Origin of the sequence: Streptomyces sp. NPDC000229 (genome assembly GCF_040300825.1) — a bacterium.
Classification (GTDB): Bacteria; Actinomycetota; Actinomycetes; order Streptomycetales; family Streptomycetaceae; genus Streptomyces.
Genome location: NZ_JBEPEL010000001.1, coordinates 185,831 through 201,543 on the forward strand (window position 1 = coordinate 185,831; position 15,713 = coordinate 201,543).

Annotated in this window: 13 protein-coding genes and 1 pseudogene; 11 read left to right on the forward strand and 3 right to left on the reverse strand. The window is 70.4% G+C overall.

The window, feature by feature from the left end; all coding sequences use genetic code 11:
• Window positions 1–159: 159 nt before the first annotated feature.
• From ABT360_RS00770 to ABT360_RS00795, 6 genes are all read left to right on the forward strand, one after another.
• Window positions 160–1,203 carry an ABC transporter substrate-binding protein gene (locus ABT360_RS00770; RefSeq protein WP_351808573.1) on the forward strand — a complete coding sequence of 348 codons (1,044 nt, stop codon included), beginning with the start codon at window positions 160–162 and terminating at the stop codon, window positions 1,201–1,203.
• A 5-nt stretch (window positions 1,204–1,208) separates the two neighbouring features.
• Window positions 1,209–2,054, forward strand: coding sequence for a siderophore-interacting protein (locus tag ABT360_RS00775; RefSeq protein ID WP_351808576.1), 846 nt, complete (start codon window positions 1,209–1,211; stop codon window positions 2,052–2,054).
• Between the two features lie 287 nt (window positions 2,055–2,341).
• Complete coding sequence (locus tag ABT360_RS00780) at window positions 2,342–3,784, forward strand: pyridoxal phosphate-dependent decarboxylase family protein (RefSeq protein WP_351808579.1); 1,443 nt, start codon at window positions 2,342–2,344, stop codon at window positions 3,782–3,784.
• A complete protein-coding gene (locus ABT360_RS00785; RefSeq protein WP_351808582.1) occupies window positions 3,768–5,039 on the forward strand; it encodes a lysine N(6)-hydroxylase/L-ornithine N(5)-oxygenase family protein in 1,272 nt (423 codons plus the stop codon). The genes ABT360_RS00780 and ABT360_RS00785 overlap by 17 nt, the downstream gene beginning before the upstream one ends.
• Window positions 5,036–5,587, forward strand: coding sequence for a GNAT family N-acetyltransferase (locus ABT360_RS00790; RefSeq protein ID WP_351808585.1), 552 nt, complete (start codon window positions 5,036–5,038; stop codon window positions 5,585–5,587). Before ABT360_RS00785 ends, ABT360_RS00790 begins: the two co-directional genes overlap by 4 nt.
• The gene (locus ABT360_RS00795; protein ID WP_351808589.1) at window positions 5,584–7,350 is read left to right on the forward strand and encodes an IucA/IucC family protein; all 1,767 of its coding nucleotides are present in this window, start codon (window positions 5,584–5,586) and stop codon (window positions 7,348–7,350) included. The genes ABT360_RS00790 and ABT360_RS00795 overlap by 4 nt, the downstream gene beginning before the upstream one ends.
• 60 nt (window positions 7,351–7,410) lie before the next feature.
• Here ABT360_RS00795 and ABT360_RS00800 read toward each other — a convergent pair whose 3' ends face one another.
• Window positions 7,411–9,024: a beta-N-acetylhexosaminidase gene (locus ABT360_RS00800; RefSeq protein ID WP_351808592.1), complete on the reverse strand. Its 1,614-nt coding sequence runs from the start codon at window positions 9,022–9,024 to the stop codon at window positions 7,411–7,413.
• Window positions 9,025–9,168: 144 nt separating this feature from the next.
• Between ABT360_RS00800 and ABT360_RS00805 the strand changes: the two are divergent.
• The 3 genes and pseudogenes from ABT360_RS00805 to glmS all read left to right on the forward strand — a co-directional run.
• Window positions 9,169–9,435: pseudogene (locus ABT360_RS00805) on the forward strand (SHOCT domain-containing protein); the annotation flags it as partial.
• 75 nt (window positions 9,436–9,510) lie between these two features.
• Complete coding sequence (locus ABT360_RS00810; RefSeq protein WP_064069380.1) at window positions 9,511–9,786, forward strand: hypothetical protein; 276 nt, start codon at window positions 9,511–9,513, stop codon at window positions 9,784–9,786.
• Between the two features lie 50 nt (window positions 9,787–9,836).
• On the forward strand, window positions 9,837–11,654 hold the full coding sequence (gene glmS / locus ABT360_RS00815) for a glutamine--fructose-6-phosphate transaminase (isomerizing) (RefSeq protein WP_351808596.1): 1,818 nt from the start codon (window positions 9,837–9,839) through the stop codon (window positions 11,652–11,654).
• Between the two features lie 179 nt (window positions 11,655–11,833).
• Here glmS and ABT360_RS00820 read toward each other — a convergent pair whose 3' ends face one another.
• Both ABT360_RS00820 and ABT360_RS00825 read right to left on the reverse strand, forming a co-directional pair.
• On the reverse strand, window positions 11,834–12,400 hold the full coding sequence (locus tag ABT360_RS00820; RefSeq protein WP_351808599.1) for a GPR1/FUN34/YaaH family transporter: 567 nt from the start codon (window positions 12,398–12,400) through the stop codon (window positions 11,834–11,836).
• Between the two features lie 151 nt (window positions 12,401–12,551).
• Window positions 12,552–13,073, reverse strand: coding sequence for a universal stress protein (locus ABT360_RS00825; protein ID WP_351808602.1), 522 nt, complete (start codon window positions 13,071–13,073; stop codon window positions 12,552–12,554).
• A 697-nt stretch (window positions 13,074–13,770) separates the two neighbouring features.
• Between ABT360_RS00825 and ABT360_RS00830 the strand changes: the two genes are divergently transcribed.
• Window positions 13,771–14,088: a hypothetical protein gene (locus tag ABT360_RS00830; protein ID WP_351808605.1), complete on the forward strand. Its 318-nt coding sequence runs from the start codon at window positions 13,771–13,773 to the stop codon at window positions 14,086–14,088.
• 377 nt (window positions 14,089–14,465) lie between these two features.
• Window positions 14,466–15,692, forward strand: coding sequence for a helix-turn-helix domain-containing protein (locus ABT360_RS00835; protein WP_351808608.1), 1,227 nt, complete (start codon window positions 14,466–14,468; stop codon window positions 15,690–15,692).
• The last annotated feature ends 21 nt before the right edge of the window (window positions 15,693–15,713 follow it).

Genomic DNA, 15,713 nt, shown 5'->3' on the forward strand with positions numbered 1-15,713 from the left:
GCCGCCGCCGTCCATCGGCGGCGGTCCTTCGGCGTCCGACCCCCGGCGCGTCGTGTCCCATCGCACACGGGGGCACCCTCTGGACAATGCGTGAGGTTAGGCTAACCTACCTTCGAACTTGCCCAGTGGCCGAATACGGCCGTACGAAAGCGACTCGCCATGCCCAGCAACGCCCGAGCCACCCACCTCACCCGTCGCGGCCTGCTCGCCGCGGGCGGCGCCCTCGGGCTCGGCGCCGCGCTCGTCGCGTGCGGCGGAGGCAAAGACGACAAGGGCTCGTCGCCGGCCGGCGAGAAGTCCGGCCCGTGGAAGTTCACGGACGACCGCGGCAAGAAGGTCGAGCTGAAGTCCCCGCCGAAGAACATCGTCGCCTTCATCGGTACCGCCGCCGCGCTGCACGACTACGGCATTGAGGTCAAGGGTGTTTTCGGCCCCACGACCGTCAAGGACCCCAAGACCGGCAAGGACAAGCCGGACATCCAGGCCGGTGACCTCGACGTCACCAAGGTGAAGAACCTCGGCAACGTCTGGGGCACCTTCAACATCGAGGAGTACCTGAAGCTCGAACCCGAGCTGCTGGTCTCGGCGATGTGGGACAAGGACGTCCTGTGGTACCTGCCGCCGCAGTCCCACGACAAGATCGTCAAGCTGGCGCCGACGGTCGCCCTGTGGGCCGCCAACACCACGATGCCGAAGGCCCTGGCGCGCCACGCCGAGCTGGCCGAGTCGCTGGGCGCGGACCTGAAGGACAAGAAGACCGTCGACGCGAAGGCCCGCTTCGAGAAGGCCGCCGCCAAGCTGCGCGCCGCCGCCAAGTCGCGGCCGGAGATCCGCGTCATGATCGGTTCGGCGAGCGCGGAGCTGTTCTACGTCTCGCTCGCCAAGATGTCCGCGGACACCGCGTACTTCGAGGAGCTGGGCGTGAAGTTCGTGAAGCCGAAGGTGAACGCCCAGGGCTACTTCGAGGAGCTCAGCTGGGAGAACCTCGACAAGTACCCCGCCGACATCATCATGATGGACAACCGCAGCCAGGCCATCCAGCCCGGGGACCTGAAGTCCAAGCCGACGTGGGCCCAGCTGCCCGCCGTGAAGGCCGGTCAGGTCGTCCCGCGCTTCACCGAGCCGATCTACTCGTACGACAAGTGCGCCGTCCTCCTGGAGGACCTCGCCACGGCGATCGAGAACGCCAAGAAGGTGGCCTGAGCCGCATGTTCGGTTTCTTCTCCCTGAAGGTGCTGCGGACGCGACGGCTCGGTCCGTCGCTGGTCCGCGTCACCTTCACCGGGGCGTCCGACGCCGAACTGAAAGGTTTCGCCGCCGGGGGCCGCGACCAGAGCCTGTCGCTCTTCCTGCCCCACCCCGGTCAGCCCGAGCCGGTCATGCCGCCGGTGGTCGACGGGGATCTGTACGGCGCGCTCGGCGCGTGGCGGGCCATGCCCGACGACGTGCGGGCGGTGATGCGCTCGTACACGGTGCGCGAGCAGCGCCGGACCGGAGACGGAACGACCGAGGTCGACATCGACTTCGCCCTCCACGACGACGGCGGTCCGGCCTGCCGCTGGGCCGCGCAGGCCTCGGAGGGAGACCGGGTGGTCGTCCTCGGCCCGACGGTCGCCGACAACACCGGTGTGCGCTTCCGGTTGCCGACGGACGCGGACGAGGTGCTGATCTGGGGCGACGAGACCGCGCTGCCCGCCGCCTCGTCGATCCTGGAGTGGCTGCCGGCCGGAACCAGGGCGCAGGTGTGGCTCGAAGTGCCGTACGCCGCCGACCGGCTGGAGCTGAGGACCGAGGCGGACGCGACCGTCACCTGGCTGGTCCGGGAGGAGGGCGCGCCCGCCGCCGTCGACGCCGTACGCGCCGCCGAACTGTCCGGCACGGCTCCGTACGCCTGGATCGCCGGCGAGTCCGGTTCGGTCAAGGCGCTGCGCCGCCACCTGGTCAACGAGCGCGGGATCGACCGCCGTCGCGTGACGTTCGTCGGCTACTGGCGCAAGGGCCTGAGCGAGGACGCCCTGCGCGAGGCGCCGGACGCCACCGAGGACGAGTCCTAGCCCGGCTCATCGACCGCGCGCGGTCAACGCCCCGGGGCGCCCGCCCCGGGGCGCGGGCCGTCCTGCCGCCGGGCCCCTTCCCCCCTTTCGCGGGGACCCGGCCCGGCACCCACCCAGGACGCCGGCGCGGTGGCGCGCCGCCCGTAACGGGCGGGATCGCAGGGCCCGGTGAGACCCCCGACTCGGTTTCCCGTTCAAATTAGGTTAGGCTAACCTTACTTCCACCCGGCTCCTCAGCCCCTCCTGTCCCTGAGGGCCGATCAAGTCCCGTACGGGGAGGACCTTGCATGCGCTCGCACCTGCTCAATGACGCAACCGCCGAGCAGTACCGGCGTTCCGTCACCGAAGGAGTCGAGCGGGTGGCGAACCGGCTCGCCTCCACCCGGCAGCCGTTCACCGGCGTCACCCCCGACGAACTGGCTCCGCTCATCTCGGGCGTCGACCTCGACAAGCCGCTCGGCGACGCCTCCGCCGCTCTCGACGAGCTGGAGCAGGTCTACCTCCGCGACGCCGTCTACTTCCACCACCCCCGCTACCTGGGCCACCTCAACTGTCCGGTGGTCATCCCGGCCGTGCTCGGCGAGGCGGTCCTCTCGGCCGTCAACTCCTCCCTCGACACCTGGGACCAGAGCGCCGGCGCCACCCTCATCGAGCGCAAGCTGATCGACTGGACCACCGGCCGCATCGGCCTCGGCCCCGCCGCCGACGGCGTGTTCACGAGCGGCGGTACGCAGTCCAACCTCCAGGCGCTGCTGCTGGCCCGCGAGGAGGCCAAGTCGGACGACCTGGCGAAGCTGCGCATCTTCACCTCCGAGTGCAGCCACTTCAGCGTCCAGAAGTCCGCCAAACTCCTCGGCCTCTCCCCCCGGGCCGTCGTCGCGATCCCCACCGACCGCGACAAGCGCATGCAGTCCGTGGCCCTCGCCGCCGAGCTGGAGCTGTGCGCCGCCCAGGGCCTGACGCCCATGGCGATCGTCGCGACCGCCGGCACCACCGACTTCGGCTCCATCGACCCGCTGCCCGAGATCGCCGAGCTGGCCGACCAGTACGGCGCCTGGATGCACGTCGACGCGGCCTACGGCTGCGGCCTGCTCGCCTCGCCCACCCGCCGCCACCTCCTCGACGGCATCGAGCGCGCCGACTCGGTCACGGTCGACTACCACAAGTCGTTCTTCCAGCCGGTCAGTTCGTCCGCCGTGCTGGTCAGGGACGGGGCGACGCTGCGCCACGCCACGTACCACGCGGAGTACCTCAACCCGCGCCGTACGCTCGAAGAGCGCATCCCCAACCAGGTCGACAAGTCGCTCCAGACCACCCGCCGCTTCGACGCGCTCAAGCTGTGGATGACCCTGCGCGTCATGGGCGCCGACGGTGTCGGGCAGCTCTTCGACGAGGTCTGCGACCTGGCCGCGGCCGGCTGGGACGTGCTCGCCGCCGACCCGCGCTACGACGTCGTCGTCGAGCCGTCCCTGTCCACCCTCGTCTTCCGCTACATCCCGGCCGCCGTCACCTCGCCCGCCGAGATCGACCGCGCCAACCTCCACGCCCGCAAGGCGCTGTTCGCCTCGGGCGAGGCCGTCGTCGCCGGTACGAAGGTCGACGGCCGCCAGTACCTCAAGTTCACCCTGCTCAACCCCGAGACGACCGTGCACGACATCACCGCCGTCCTCGACCTGATCGCCGGCCACGCCGAGCAGTACCTTGGAGAGAACCTTGTCCACGCCTCGTGACATCCACGATTTCGTCGGTATCGGACTGGGTCCGTTCAACCTCGGCCTCGCCTGCCTGACCGAGCCGATCGACGAGCTCAACGGCGTCTTTCTCGAATCGAAGCCCAACTTCGAGTGGCACTCCGGGATGTTCCTCGAAGGCGCCCACCTCCAGACGCCGTTCATGTCGGACCTCGTCACCCTCGCCGACCCGACCTCGCCGTACTCCTTCCTCCAGTACCTCAAGGAGAACGGTCGGCTGTACTCGTTCTACATCCGTGAGAACTTCTACCCGCTGCGGACCGAGTACAACGACTACTGCCGCTGGGCCGCGTCCAAGCTGAGCAGCATCCGCTTCTCCACCACGGTCGAGAAGGTCGAGTACGACGCCGAAGAGAAGCTGTACGCGGTCCTCACCACCGCCGGCGAGACGTTCCGCGCCCGTCACCTCGTCCTGGGCACCGGCACCCCGCCGTACATCCCGGACGCGTGCCAGGGTCTGGACGGCGACTTCATCCACAACTCGCGCTACCTTCCGAGCAAGGAAGCGCTCCAGAAGAAGAAGTCGATCACCCTCGTGGGCAGCGGCCAGAGCGCCGCCGAGATCTACTACGACCTGCTGAGCGAGATCGACGTCCACGGCTACCACCTGAACTGGGTCACCCGCTCCCCGCGCTTCTTCCCGCTGGAGTACACCAAGCTCACCCTGGAGATGACCTCCCCCGAGTACGTGGACTACTTCCACGCCCTCCCCGAGGCCACCCGCTACCGCCTGGAGACGCAGCAGAAGGGCCTGTTCAAGGGCATCGACGGCGAGCTGATCGACGCGATCTTCGACCTGCTGTACCAGAAGAACCTCGGCGGCCCGGTCCCCACGCGGCTGCTCACCAACGCGTCGCTCAACAGCGCGACGTACGACAACGGCACGTACACGCTCGGCCTCCGCCAGGAGGAGCAGGGCAAGGACTTCGAGATCCAGACCGAGGGCCTGATCCTCGCCACCGGCTACAAGTACGTCACGCCCGCCTTCCTGGAGCCGGTCAAGGACCGCATCCGCTGGGACGGCCAGGGCCGCTACGACGTCGCCCGCAACTACTCCATCGACACCACCGGCCGCGGCATCTTCCTGCAGAACGCCGGTGTGCACACCCACTCGATCACCAGCCCCGACCTGGGCATGGGCGCCTACCGCAACGCGTACATCATCGGCGAACTGCTGGGCTCCGAGTACTACCCGGTCGAGAAGTCCATCGCGTTCCAGGAGTTCGCCGTATGAGCACCACCCTGTCCCTCGGGACGTTCACCTTCCGCCCCCTCGACCCCCTCACCGACGGCGAGCTGGTCCACGGCTGGGTCACCCACCCGAAGGCCGCGTTCTGGATGATGCAGAACCACACCGTCGCGGACGTCGAGCGCGAGTACATGGCCATCGCGGCCAACGAGCACCACGACGCCTTCATCGGCCTGCGCGACGGCGAGCCCGCCTTCCTCATGGAGCGGTACGACCCCTCCAAGGTCGAGCTGGTCGGACTGTACGAGGCCCGGCCCGGCGACGTCGGCATGCACTTCCTGGTCGCCCCCACCGACACGCCCGTCCACGGCTTCACCCGTGCCGTCATCACCGCCGTGATGGAGGAGCTGTTCCGCGACCCCGCGACCGAGCGGGTCGTCGTCGAACCCGACGTACGCAACAAGGCCGTCCACGCGCTGAACGAGGCCGTCGGCTTCGAGATAGCCGAGAAGATAGCCAAGCCGGAGAAGGACGCCTACCTGAGCTTCTGCACCCGGGAACAGTTCCGCGCCGCCGTGGGGGCCGCCCGATGAACCCCGTCGCGCACCTCACCCCCGAACGCTGGGCGCACGCCAACCGCCTCCTGATCCGCAAGGGCCTCGCCGAGTTCACCCACGAGCGGCTGCTGACGCCCGAGCCCCTCGGCGACGACTCCTACCGGGTCCTCAGCGACGACGGCACGACCGAGTACCGCTTCACCGCCGACCGGTACGCCCTCGACCACTGGCAGGTCGACGCCGACTCCATCAGCCGCCACCAGGGCGGCGAGGAGCTCCCGCTGGACGCGCTGCGCTTCATCATCGAGCTGCGCGGCTCCCTCGGCCTGAGCGACGAGATCCTCCCGGTCTACCTGGAGGAGATCTCCTCCACGCTCTCGGGCACGGCGTACAAGTCGGCCAAGCCGCACGTACCCGCCGCCGAGCTGGCCAGGGCCGACTTCCAGGCCGTCGAGACCGGCATGACCGAGGGCCACCCCTGCTTCGTCGCCAACAACGGGCGGCTCGGCTTCGGCATCGACGAGTACCACGCGTACGCGCCGGAGGCGGCGAACCCCATCCAGCTGATCTGGCTGGCCGCCCGCCGCGACCGCACCACCTTCACGGCCGGCGCGGGCATCGACTACGAGACGTTCATCCGCGCCGAGCTCGGCGACGACACCGTCGACGGCTTCGCCAAGACGCTCGCCGACCAGGGGCTGGACTTCGCGGACTACCTGCTCATGCCGGTCCATCCCTGGCAGTGGTGGAACAAGCTGTCCGTCACCTTCGCCGCCGAGATCGCCCAGCAGCGCCTGGTCTTCCTCGGCGAGGGCGACGACCGCTACCTGGCGCAGCAGTCGATCCGTACGTTCTTCAACACGAGCGACCCGGCCAAGCACTACGTCAAGACGGCCATCTCGGTCCTCAACATGGGCTTCATGCGCGGCCTGTCCGCCGCCTACATGGAGGCCACCCCGGCCATCAACGACTGGCTCGCCCACCTGATCGACGGCGACGACGTCCTCAAGGCGGCCCGCTTCTCGATCATCCGTGAGCGGGCGGCGGTCGGCTACCGGCACCTGGAGTACGAGGCCGCGACCGACCGGTACTCCCCGTACCGCAAGATGCTCGCCGCGCTGTGGCGCGAGAGCCCGGTGCCGACCGTCGAGAACGGCCAGCGCCTCGCCACCATGGCGTCGCTGCTGCACACCGACCACGAGGGCGCGTCGTTCGCGGGCGCGCTGATCGCCGAGTCGGGGCTCGCGCCCACCGAGTGGCTGCGCCGCTACCTGGACGCGTACCTCCTGCCGATCCTGCACACCTTCTACGCCTACGACCTCGCGTGGATGCCGCACGGCGAGAACGTGATCCTGGTGATCGAGGGCGGCACGGTCCAGCGGGCGATCTTCAAGGACATCGCCGAGGAGATCGTGGTGATGGACCCCGACGCGGTGCTCCCGCCCGCGGTCGAGCGGATCCGGGTCGACGTGCCCGAGGACACCAAACTGCTGTCCGTCTTCACGGACGTCTTCGACTGCTTCTTCCGCTTCCTGGGCGCGACGCTCGCCGCCGAGGGCGTGGTGGACGAGGACGACTTCTGGCGGACGGTCGCCGAGTGCGTGAAGGCGTACCAGGAGTCGAAGCCGGAGCTGGCGGACAAGTTCGCGCAGTACGACATGTTCGCCGACGAGTTCACGCTGTCGTGCCTCAACCGCCTCCAGCTGCGCAACAACAAGCAGATGGTGGACCTGGCGGACCCGTCCGGCGCGCTCCAGTTCGTCGGCACGCTGCCGAACCCGATCGCGCGGTTCGCGTAACCACCAGCCGGCCGGGGCGCTGAACGGAGTACGGTCCTCCGTTCAGCGCCCCGGTTTTTCCTACGCGGTCCGCCACGGCACCTGCGGAGACCGGTAGAAGTCGACGCCCAGCGCCTCCAGGCGCGGCCCCTGGCCCGCGAGCCGCTGCTTGTACGTCTCCCAGTCGTGCGTGGCGGCCGGGGACCACCCCAGCTCCGCCGCGCCGATCAGCCTCGGGAACGCCATTCGGTCGATGTGCGCGCTCGTCGAGACGGTCTCGCTCCACAGCGGCGCCTCGACGCCCTTGACGGCGCTCGCCGGCACGCCCGGCAGGTAGGCGCCGGGGTCCCAGTCGTACGACCGCTGGACCTCGACGTACCCGGCCCACGACAGCCCCAGCGGTGTGTCCTTGGTGTACTTCATGTCGAGGTAGAGCCGGTCGGCGGGCGACAGGATCAGCCCGGTGCCGTTCCGCGCGGCGTCCGCCACCCGCGCCTTCTCGGCGTCGCTGGTGCGGTCCAGGCCCCAGTACTGCGCGAGGGCGCCCTCCGCCGGGTTCGCGCCGGTGAGCTGGTGCCATCCGACGACCGTCTTGCCGTACTTCGCCACGGTCGCCTGCGCCCGGTCCATGAAGGCGACGTAGTCCTCGTGGCTGGTGGAGTGCGCCTCGTCGCCGCCGATGTGGAGGTACCGGCCGGGGGTGAGCGCGGCCACCTCGCGGACGACGTCGTCGACGAAGTCGTAGGTGATGTCCTTCGCCACGCACAGGCTGCTGAAGCCGACCTCGGTGCCGGTGTAGAGGGGCGGGGCGACACCGTCGCAGTTGAGCTCGGCGTACGAGGCGAGGGCGGCGTTGGTGTGGCCGGGCATGTCGATCTCGGGCACGACCTCCAGGTGGCGGGAGGCGGCGTACGCGACGATGTCCCGGTACTGGGCCTTGGTGTAGTACCCGCCGGGCCCGCCGCCGACCTGGGTGGAGCCGCCGTGGGCGGCCAGGCGGGGCCAGGAGTCGATGGCGATGCGCCAGCCCTGGTCGTCGCTCAGGTGGAGATGCAGCTTGTTGATCTTGTAGAGCGCCATCTGGTCGATGTAGCGCTTGACCTGCTCGACGGTGAAGAAGTGCCGGGAGACGTCGAGCATCGCGCCCCGGTAGCCGTAGCGGGGTGTGTCGGTGATCGTGCCGCCGGCGACCTTCCAGGGGCCCGGCTGCCGGGTGTCCTTCTCAATGGAGGCGGGGAGCTGCTGGCGGAGCGTCTGGACGCCGTGGAAGAGCCCGGCCGGCTCGCGGGCGGTGATGGTGACGCCCCGGCTCCCGGACTCCATCCGGTAGCCCTCGTCGCCGAGCGCCGCCTCGTGGGCGCTCAGCCGCAGCCGGATGCCGCCCCGCCCGTCGTCGTCGGTGACGGGCAGCGGGTAGCCGGTGGACGGACGCAGCACCGACGCGAGGTACGCCCCGATGCGGCGGGCCTCGCGCGAGTCGTCGTCCACATGGATCCGGGTGCGGGCGGTCAGCGTGTACGGACTGCCGCCGGGGCGTACGGAGGCCGGTACGGGCACGATGTCGCCGAGCGGCCGTACGGCGGGCGCCGCGGCGGCCGAGCCGGGAGCGGCCCCGGTCCCGGCGACCCCGGCCGCCACGACGAGCAGCAGCGAACCGAGGAGGCGGAGGCGGGCGAACGTTCTGCGCTGTCTCACAAGCCGGTCCCTTCGAGGGGCGTCGCAACTGTGGGCTGTGCAACCGAACGGTCACCATGCGTACCGCGCGTCGCAGGGCCGGTCAAGGTGTAGACCATTCCCGGGCCAGTCGATCACCGCATCTTCGCCCCGCGATGCCAGAATCCTCCCGAGTACGACCCCCACGCCGTGGAGCTGTTCGGCTTCCGCAAGGACCCGCTGATGGCACTGGTCGGCGCGGCCGTGGTGGCCCGGCTGCCGCACCCGAACGCCCCCGCGGCGGACGCCGCCCCGGTGGCGGAGGCGGCGGGCCCCGCCGACCACGACGTCCTGCTGCGACGGCTGAGGGAGCTGGGCGAGCTGTACCGGACGGGGATCCTCACCGACGACGAGTTCAGCATCGCGAAACAGGCGATTCTCAGGCAACTCTAAGCAAAACGGATCCACCCCTGCCCGATCTCGGGCAGGATTGTTGCCATCGCCCTGCCCGTCCTTCAATATCTACGAGTGCTCGAACACCGCCCGTCGCACGACGACCTCATCGACCACCTGGTCCGCAGCACCGCGCTCCAGCGCGGTGAGGCCGCCCGGGTGGTGCTCGACGTGCTGGCGTACTTCGACGAGACGACGGAGGAGTTCGTCCGCCGCCGCCACCGCGAGCTGCAGTCCGGCGGCGAGGTGAACGCCACGATCTTCGAGCGGATCGCGGCCGAACTGCCGCACCGCGCCGTGGCGCCACCGGAGCTCTCGCTCCGGCAGCTGCGCCGCATCGTCTACGGCTGAGCCTCCAGGGCTGAGCACACACCCGCAATCATTCGGAGGGGCAACACTTTATGTGCGGAATCGTCGGTTACATCGGGAAGCGTGACGTGGCTCCGCTGCTGCTGGAGGGCCTGGCGCGGCTGGAGTACCGGGGGTACGACTCGGCGGGCATGGTGATCACCAGCCCCAAGTCCACCGGCCTGAAGATGGTCAAGGCCAAGGGCCGGGTCCGCGACCTGGAAGCCCGCGTCCCCAAGCGCTTCACCGGCACCACCGGCATCGCCCACACCCGCTGGGCCACGCACGGCGCCCCGAGCGACGTGAACTCGCACCCGCACATGGACCCCGAGAACAAGGTCGCGGTCGTCCACAACGGCATCGTCGACAACGCCCCCGAGCTGCGCGCCAAGCTCGAGGCCGACGGCGTGGTCTTCGCCTCCGAGACCGACACCGAGGTCCTCACCCACCTGATCGCCCGCTCCCAGGCCGAGACCCTGGAGGAGAAGGTCCGCGAGGCGCTCAAGGTCGTCGAGGGCACGTACGGCATCGCCGTCATGCACGCCGACTTCAACGACCGCATCGTCGTCGCCCGCAACGGCTCCCCGGTCGTCCTCGGCATCGGCGAGAAGGAGATGCTCGTCGCCTCCGACATCGCCGCGCTGATCGCCCACACCCGCCAGATCGTCACCCTCGACGACGGCGAGATGGCCACCCTGAAGGCCGACGAGTTCCGTACGTACACCACCTCGGGCACGCTGACCACCGCCACCCCCGAGACCGTGGAGTGGGAGGCCGCCTCGTACGACATGGGCGGCCACGACACGTACATGCACAAGGAGATCTCGGAGCAGGCCGACGCGGTGGACCGCGTCCTGCGCGGGCGCATCGACGAGAAGTTCTCCACCGTCCACCTGGGCGGCCTGAACCTGGACGCCCGTGAGGCCCGGGGCATCCGCCGCGTGAAGATCCTCGGCTGCGGCACCTCGTACCACGCCGGCATGATCGGCGCCTCGCTGATCGAGGGCCTGGCCCGCATCCCGGCCGACTCCGAGCCGGCCTCCGAGTTCCGCTACCGCAACCCGGTCGTGGACCCCGACACCCTGTACATCGCCGTCTCGCAGTCCGGTGAGACCTACGACGTACTGGCCGCCGTCCAGGAGCTGAAGCGCAAGGGCGCCCGCGTCCTGGGCGTCGTCAACGTGGTGGGCTCCGCGATCGCCCGCGAGGCCGACGGCGGCGTGTACGTCCACGCCGGCCCGGAGGTCTGTGTCGTCTCCACCAAGTGCTTCACCAACACCGTCGTCGCCTTCGCGCTGCTCGCCCTGCACCTGGGCCGCATCCGCGACCTGTCCGTCGCCGACGGCAAGCGGATCATCGAGGGCCTGCGCAAGCTGCCCGGCCAGATCCAGGAGATCCTCGAAAGCGAGGAGGACATCAAGAAGCTCGCCGCCGAGTACGCCGACGCCAAGTCGATGATGTTCATCGGCCGTGTCCGGGGCTACCCGGTCGCGCTGGAGGCCTCCCTGAAGCTCAAGGAGATCTCCTACATCCACGCCGAGGCGTACCCGGCCTCCGAGCTCAAGCACGGCCCGCTGGCGCTCATCGAGCCCGCCATGCCGACCGTCGCCATCGTCCCGAACGACTCCCTGCTGGAGAAGAACCGAGCCGCGATGGAGGAGATCAAGGCCCGCAGCGGCAGGATCCTCGCGGTCGCGCACCAGGAGCAGGAGAAGGCCGACCACACGATCCTCGTCCCGAAGAACGAGGACGAGCTGGACCCGATCCTCATGGGCATCCCGCTCCAGCTCCTCGCCTACCACACGGCCCTGGCCCTGGGCCGGGACATCGACAAGCCGCGCAACCTGGCCAAGTCCGTCACTGTGGAGTAAATCCCGCCCCTGACGGCCGCAGCGACAATTGAGCAACCCTCACGGCGAGTAACCACGTCCGCGAGAGCGGCGGCGGTTCAGCCGCAAGAAACAGCGACCCCCGGCGCGTGCCACCAACGCGCCGGGGGTCGCCCTTTTCGTACGGCCGGTGCCGCCCTTGCACCGGCCTCAGTGGCCGCTCAGCCGGTGGCCGTCACACCCCGGCCCGCGGCGCGCCCCGAGAGCGTCGGCCACTTGGCGAGAGACGCGGTGGCGCCGTACCAGGCACCGAGGCCCGCGAGTGCGGCGGCCCAGCCGCCGATCTGCCCGAGCGCCGAGGCGTCCGCGAAGGCGCCGATGCCGGAGAGCAGCAGGGAGAGGGTCAGCAGCCCGTACACGCCCTGCCCGAGCAGCCCGCTGCCGGAGGCGGCGGCCGTCAGGCTGAGCGCCAGCATCGCCCACAGCAGCATGAACAGCCCGCCGGCCTCCTCGGACACCCCGCCGCCCGCGCCCGTGCCCCAGGCGAACCAGAAGGCGCCGAGGCCGGCGAACGCGGTGCCGGTGCGGCCGTCGCCCGCGCGGAGTTCGAAGAGACCGGCGACGAAGAGGGCGACCCCGCCGACCCACGTCGCGAGAGCGGCGGCGTCGGAGGCCGCGACATTGTCGATCACACCGGTGCTGCCGATGCCGAACGCCAGCAGCGTCAGACCGAGTGCAAGGTGGCCGAGAGTAGAGGTGGTGCTCCCCGCAGAGACGTCGTTGTCCACGGCGGGCTCCCTTCATGCTCATGTGCAGTTGTGCTGCTTCCCAGCCACCTGGATATACCCTTCACAAGCGCACAACCCACCTCGCGGAGCGGCTGAATTTCGCCTACGGGCAGGGAAATTGACGCCGTATCACCGGCGGATAACGGCAGGGCTACGGGATGACCACGACCGGCCGCTGCGCGCGCCGCGCCAGCCGTCCGGCGACCGAACCGAAGATCCGGCCGACGATGCCGTGCGTCGAGCCGACGACGATGGCGTCGGCCGAATACTCGCGGCCGACCTCCTCCAGCTCGTGGCAGATGTCGCCGCCGCGCTCGACCAGGATCCACGGCACCTCGGACAGGTAGTCCGCGCAGGCCAGCTCCAGCCCCAGCACCTCGGTGCGGTGGTCGGGCACGTCGACGAAGACGGGCGGCTCGCAGCCGGCCCAGACGGTGGTGGGGAGGCGGTTCGCCACATGCACGATGATCAGGCCCGAGCCGGACCGCCGGGCCATGCCGATGGCGTACGCGAGCGCTCGCTCGCTGGAGGTCGAGCCGTCGAAGCCGACGACCACCCCGTGCTGGAAAGCGGGATCGCAGGAGTGGCGTGTCTCATCCGCCGCGAGGGGGTCGACCGGGGAGTCGGCGACCTGCCTGCGGTCCGCGGGTTCGGGGAATTCGTGACCGGCCATCGGTGTCTCGACGAAGAACGTCCTCTTGGGAAGGAACAGGGGACCAACGGTTGGCGACGGAGCTCTGTCCGGGAATCATCTTCCCGACCCCATACCCCCAAGGGTACGGCGGCACTCCTCCGCTGCCCAGTGCCCGCCACCCTGCCGCGGCGGTCACACGGCGTTCCAGGGAGCATGCACGAGCCCGCCCCGTATGGCAATGCCGGATGCCCACTACAGCCGTCCTCCGTCCCACCGCCCTCGCCCCGCACTCGCCGGGCCCACCCCGCGTCCACCTGCACGAACCCCCTCCGAAACCACCCCGGCCCCCACCGCGGCCGCCCGCTCCGCCCCCGCTCGCCCTCGGGCCCGCGCCGGCCGTCCCCGCCGCCGTCGCGCGGGCAGTGGTCACCGGACCGACGGAACGAGGCGCACCCGGGGCCGCCCGGAGGCGTACGCCCGGTCCGCCGCCCCGGCGTTACTCTCCGTGACGGACACGCGCGACCATGCCGACCGGCCGGTACCTTCCTCCGGTCTCCTGCCCCTCGCACACAACCATGCCGACTGGGCGGTTTCTCGCCAGGCCCCCGCCGCCCGACGCCGCGCCCATCCGGGGGCGCGGGGCAGTGACCGGGGCGGCCGGTTGTCGTTGGCCACTCGGTCCGACCGGTCATACCGCAGCCCGCAGCCCGCGCCCCGCAGCCATCAGGGAGCCCCCGTGCCCGCACACCCGTCCGCCTCAGCCCCGTCGTCCGCGTCCGAGTCGGCGAGTGACGTGGTCCGCTGGGCAACCTTCAGCTGCGCCCTGGTCCCCGTGGTGCTGCTGGTGTACGGCACGTCCTTCGGCGGTGCGGCCGGAACCGCTCTCGCGCTGGCCGCCGTGACCGCCGCCTGCCGGGTGCTCCTGCGCCGCTCCGAGCGGGTGGCCGAGGAGGCACGGCGGCGGACCCTCCCGCACCGCGGCCGGCACTCCCGGTCCGGCACAGGAGCGCACCGCGGCGGTCGGCACGGGGTGGGGTGTGCGCCCGGGGACTGACCCGTTCGCACATCCGCGCCCGTAGGTTTTCAGCCAACTTCGGGCTCACGGCCATTCCTTGCCAGAATGGCCTGCCAACCCCCTTGTCACCAGGCGAGAAAGGACCGCGGCGGCCGCTCGCACCCTACGCGGATGGGCCATGCGTGTGAGGCGGCCTTCCCTGCGCGGCTCCCGAGTGGAACGCTTCGTGATCGAATGCTTCGCGCCAAGTTGCCTTGTCGACATAGCGCCGGATGCGGAACTTGTCACTCCGGCGCCACGGGACGCAGTAGATTCGATCATGACTATCGAAGACTGGGGACTCGTGCAAAACCGAGGGGAAACGTGCAGGAGCGACAGGACCTAGGAGACGCGAACACCGAGGGGGGCTTAGCGTCATGAGCCAGGACTCCGCCGCACCGGAGACCGGACGCAAACTGTCCGGACGGCGCCGCCGCGAGGTCGTCGCAGTGCTGCTCTTCAGCGGCGGCCCCATCTTCGAGAGTTCCATCCCACTCTCGGTGTTCGGGATTGACCGCCAGGACGCCGGGGTTCCGCGCTACAGGCTGCTCGTCTGCGCGGGCGAGGACGGACCGCTGCGGACCACCGGCGGGCTCGAACTGACCGCGCCGTACGGGCTGGAGGCCATCAGCCGGGCCGGCACCGTCGTCGTACCGGCCTGGCGGTCGATCACCTCGCCGCCACCGGCCGAGGCGCTCGACGCACTGCGCCGTGCGCACGAGGAGGGCGCCCGCATCGTCGGCCTGTGCACCGGCGCGTTCGTGCTCGCCGCCGCCGGTTTACTGGACGGGCGGCCCGCCACCACGCACTGGATGTACGCGCCGACGCTCGCCAAGCGTTACCCGTCGGTCCATGTGGACCCGCGGGAGCTGTTCGTCGACGACGGCGACGTACTCACCTCCGCCGGAACGGCGGCCGGGATCGATCTCTGTCTGCACATCGTGCGCACCGACCACGGGACGGAGGCGGCCGGGGCACTCGCCCGCCGGCTCGTCGTGCCGCCCCGGCGCAGTGGCGGACAGGAGCGGTATCTCGACCGGTCGCTGCCGGAGGAGATCGGCGCCGACCCGCTCGCCGAGGTGGTGGCGTGGGCGCTGGAACACCTGCACGAGCAGTTCGACGTGGAGACCCTCGCGGCCCGCGCGTACATGAGCAGGCGGACGTTCGACCGGCGTTTCCGCTCACTCACCGGGTCGGCCCCGCTCCAGTGGCTGATCACGCAGCGGGTGCTCCAGGCCCAGCGGCTGCTGGAGACGTCCGACTACTCGGTCGACGAGGTGGCGGGACGCTGCGGCTTCCGCTCGCCCGTCGCGCTGCGCGGGCACTTCCGCCGGCAGCTGGGCTCCTCGCCCGCCGCGTACCGGGCCGCCTACCGGGCCAGGCGCCCGCAGGGTGAGCCGGCCGGACCATCGGGACCGTCGTCGGGCGTCGTGGAGCCCATGGTGCCCTCACAGATGTCGTCGGCGGCGCGACGGGCGGCCGCGGCGTCCACCGCGTCCGGCCCGACGGCGACCGCCGCGGCCCCGCCGGAGCACGGCAAGCCGCACGCGGAAGCCTTCAGCGGCGGCCGGGCGGCCTTCCCGGGCCAGCGCAGCGCGCCGTAGCAGGACAGCGGGAGACCCGCG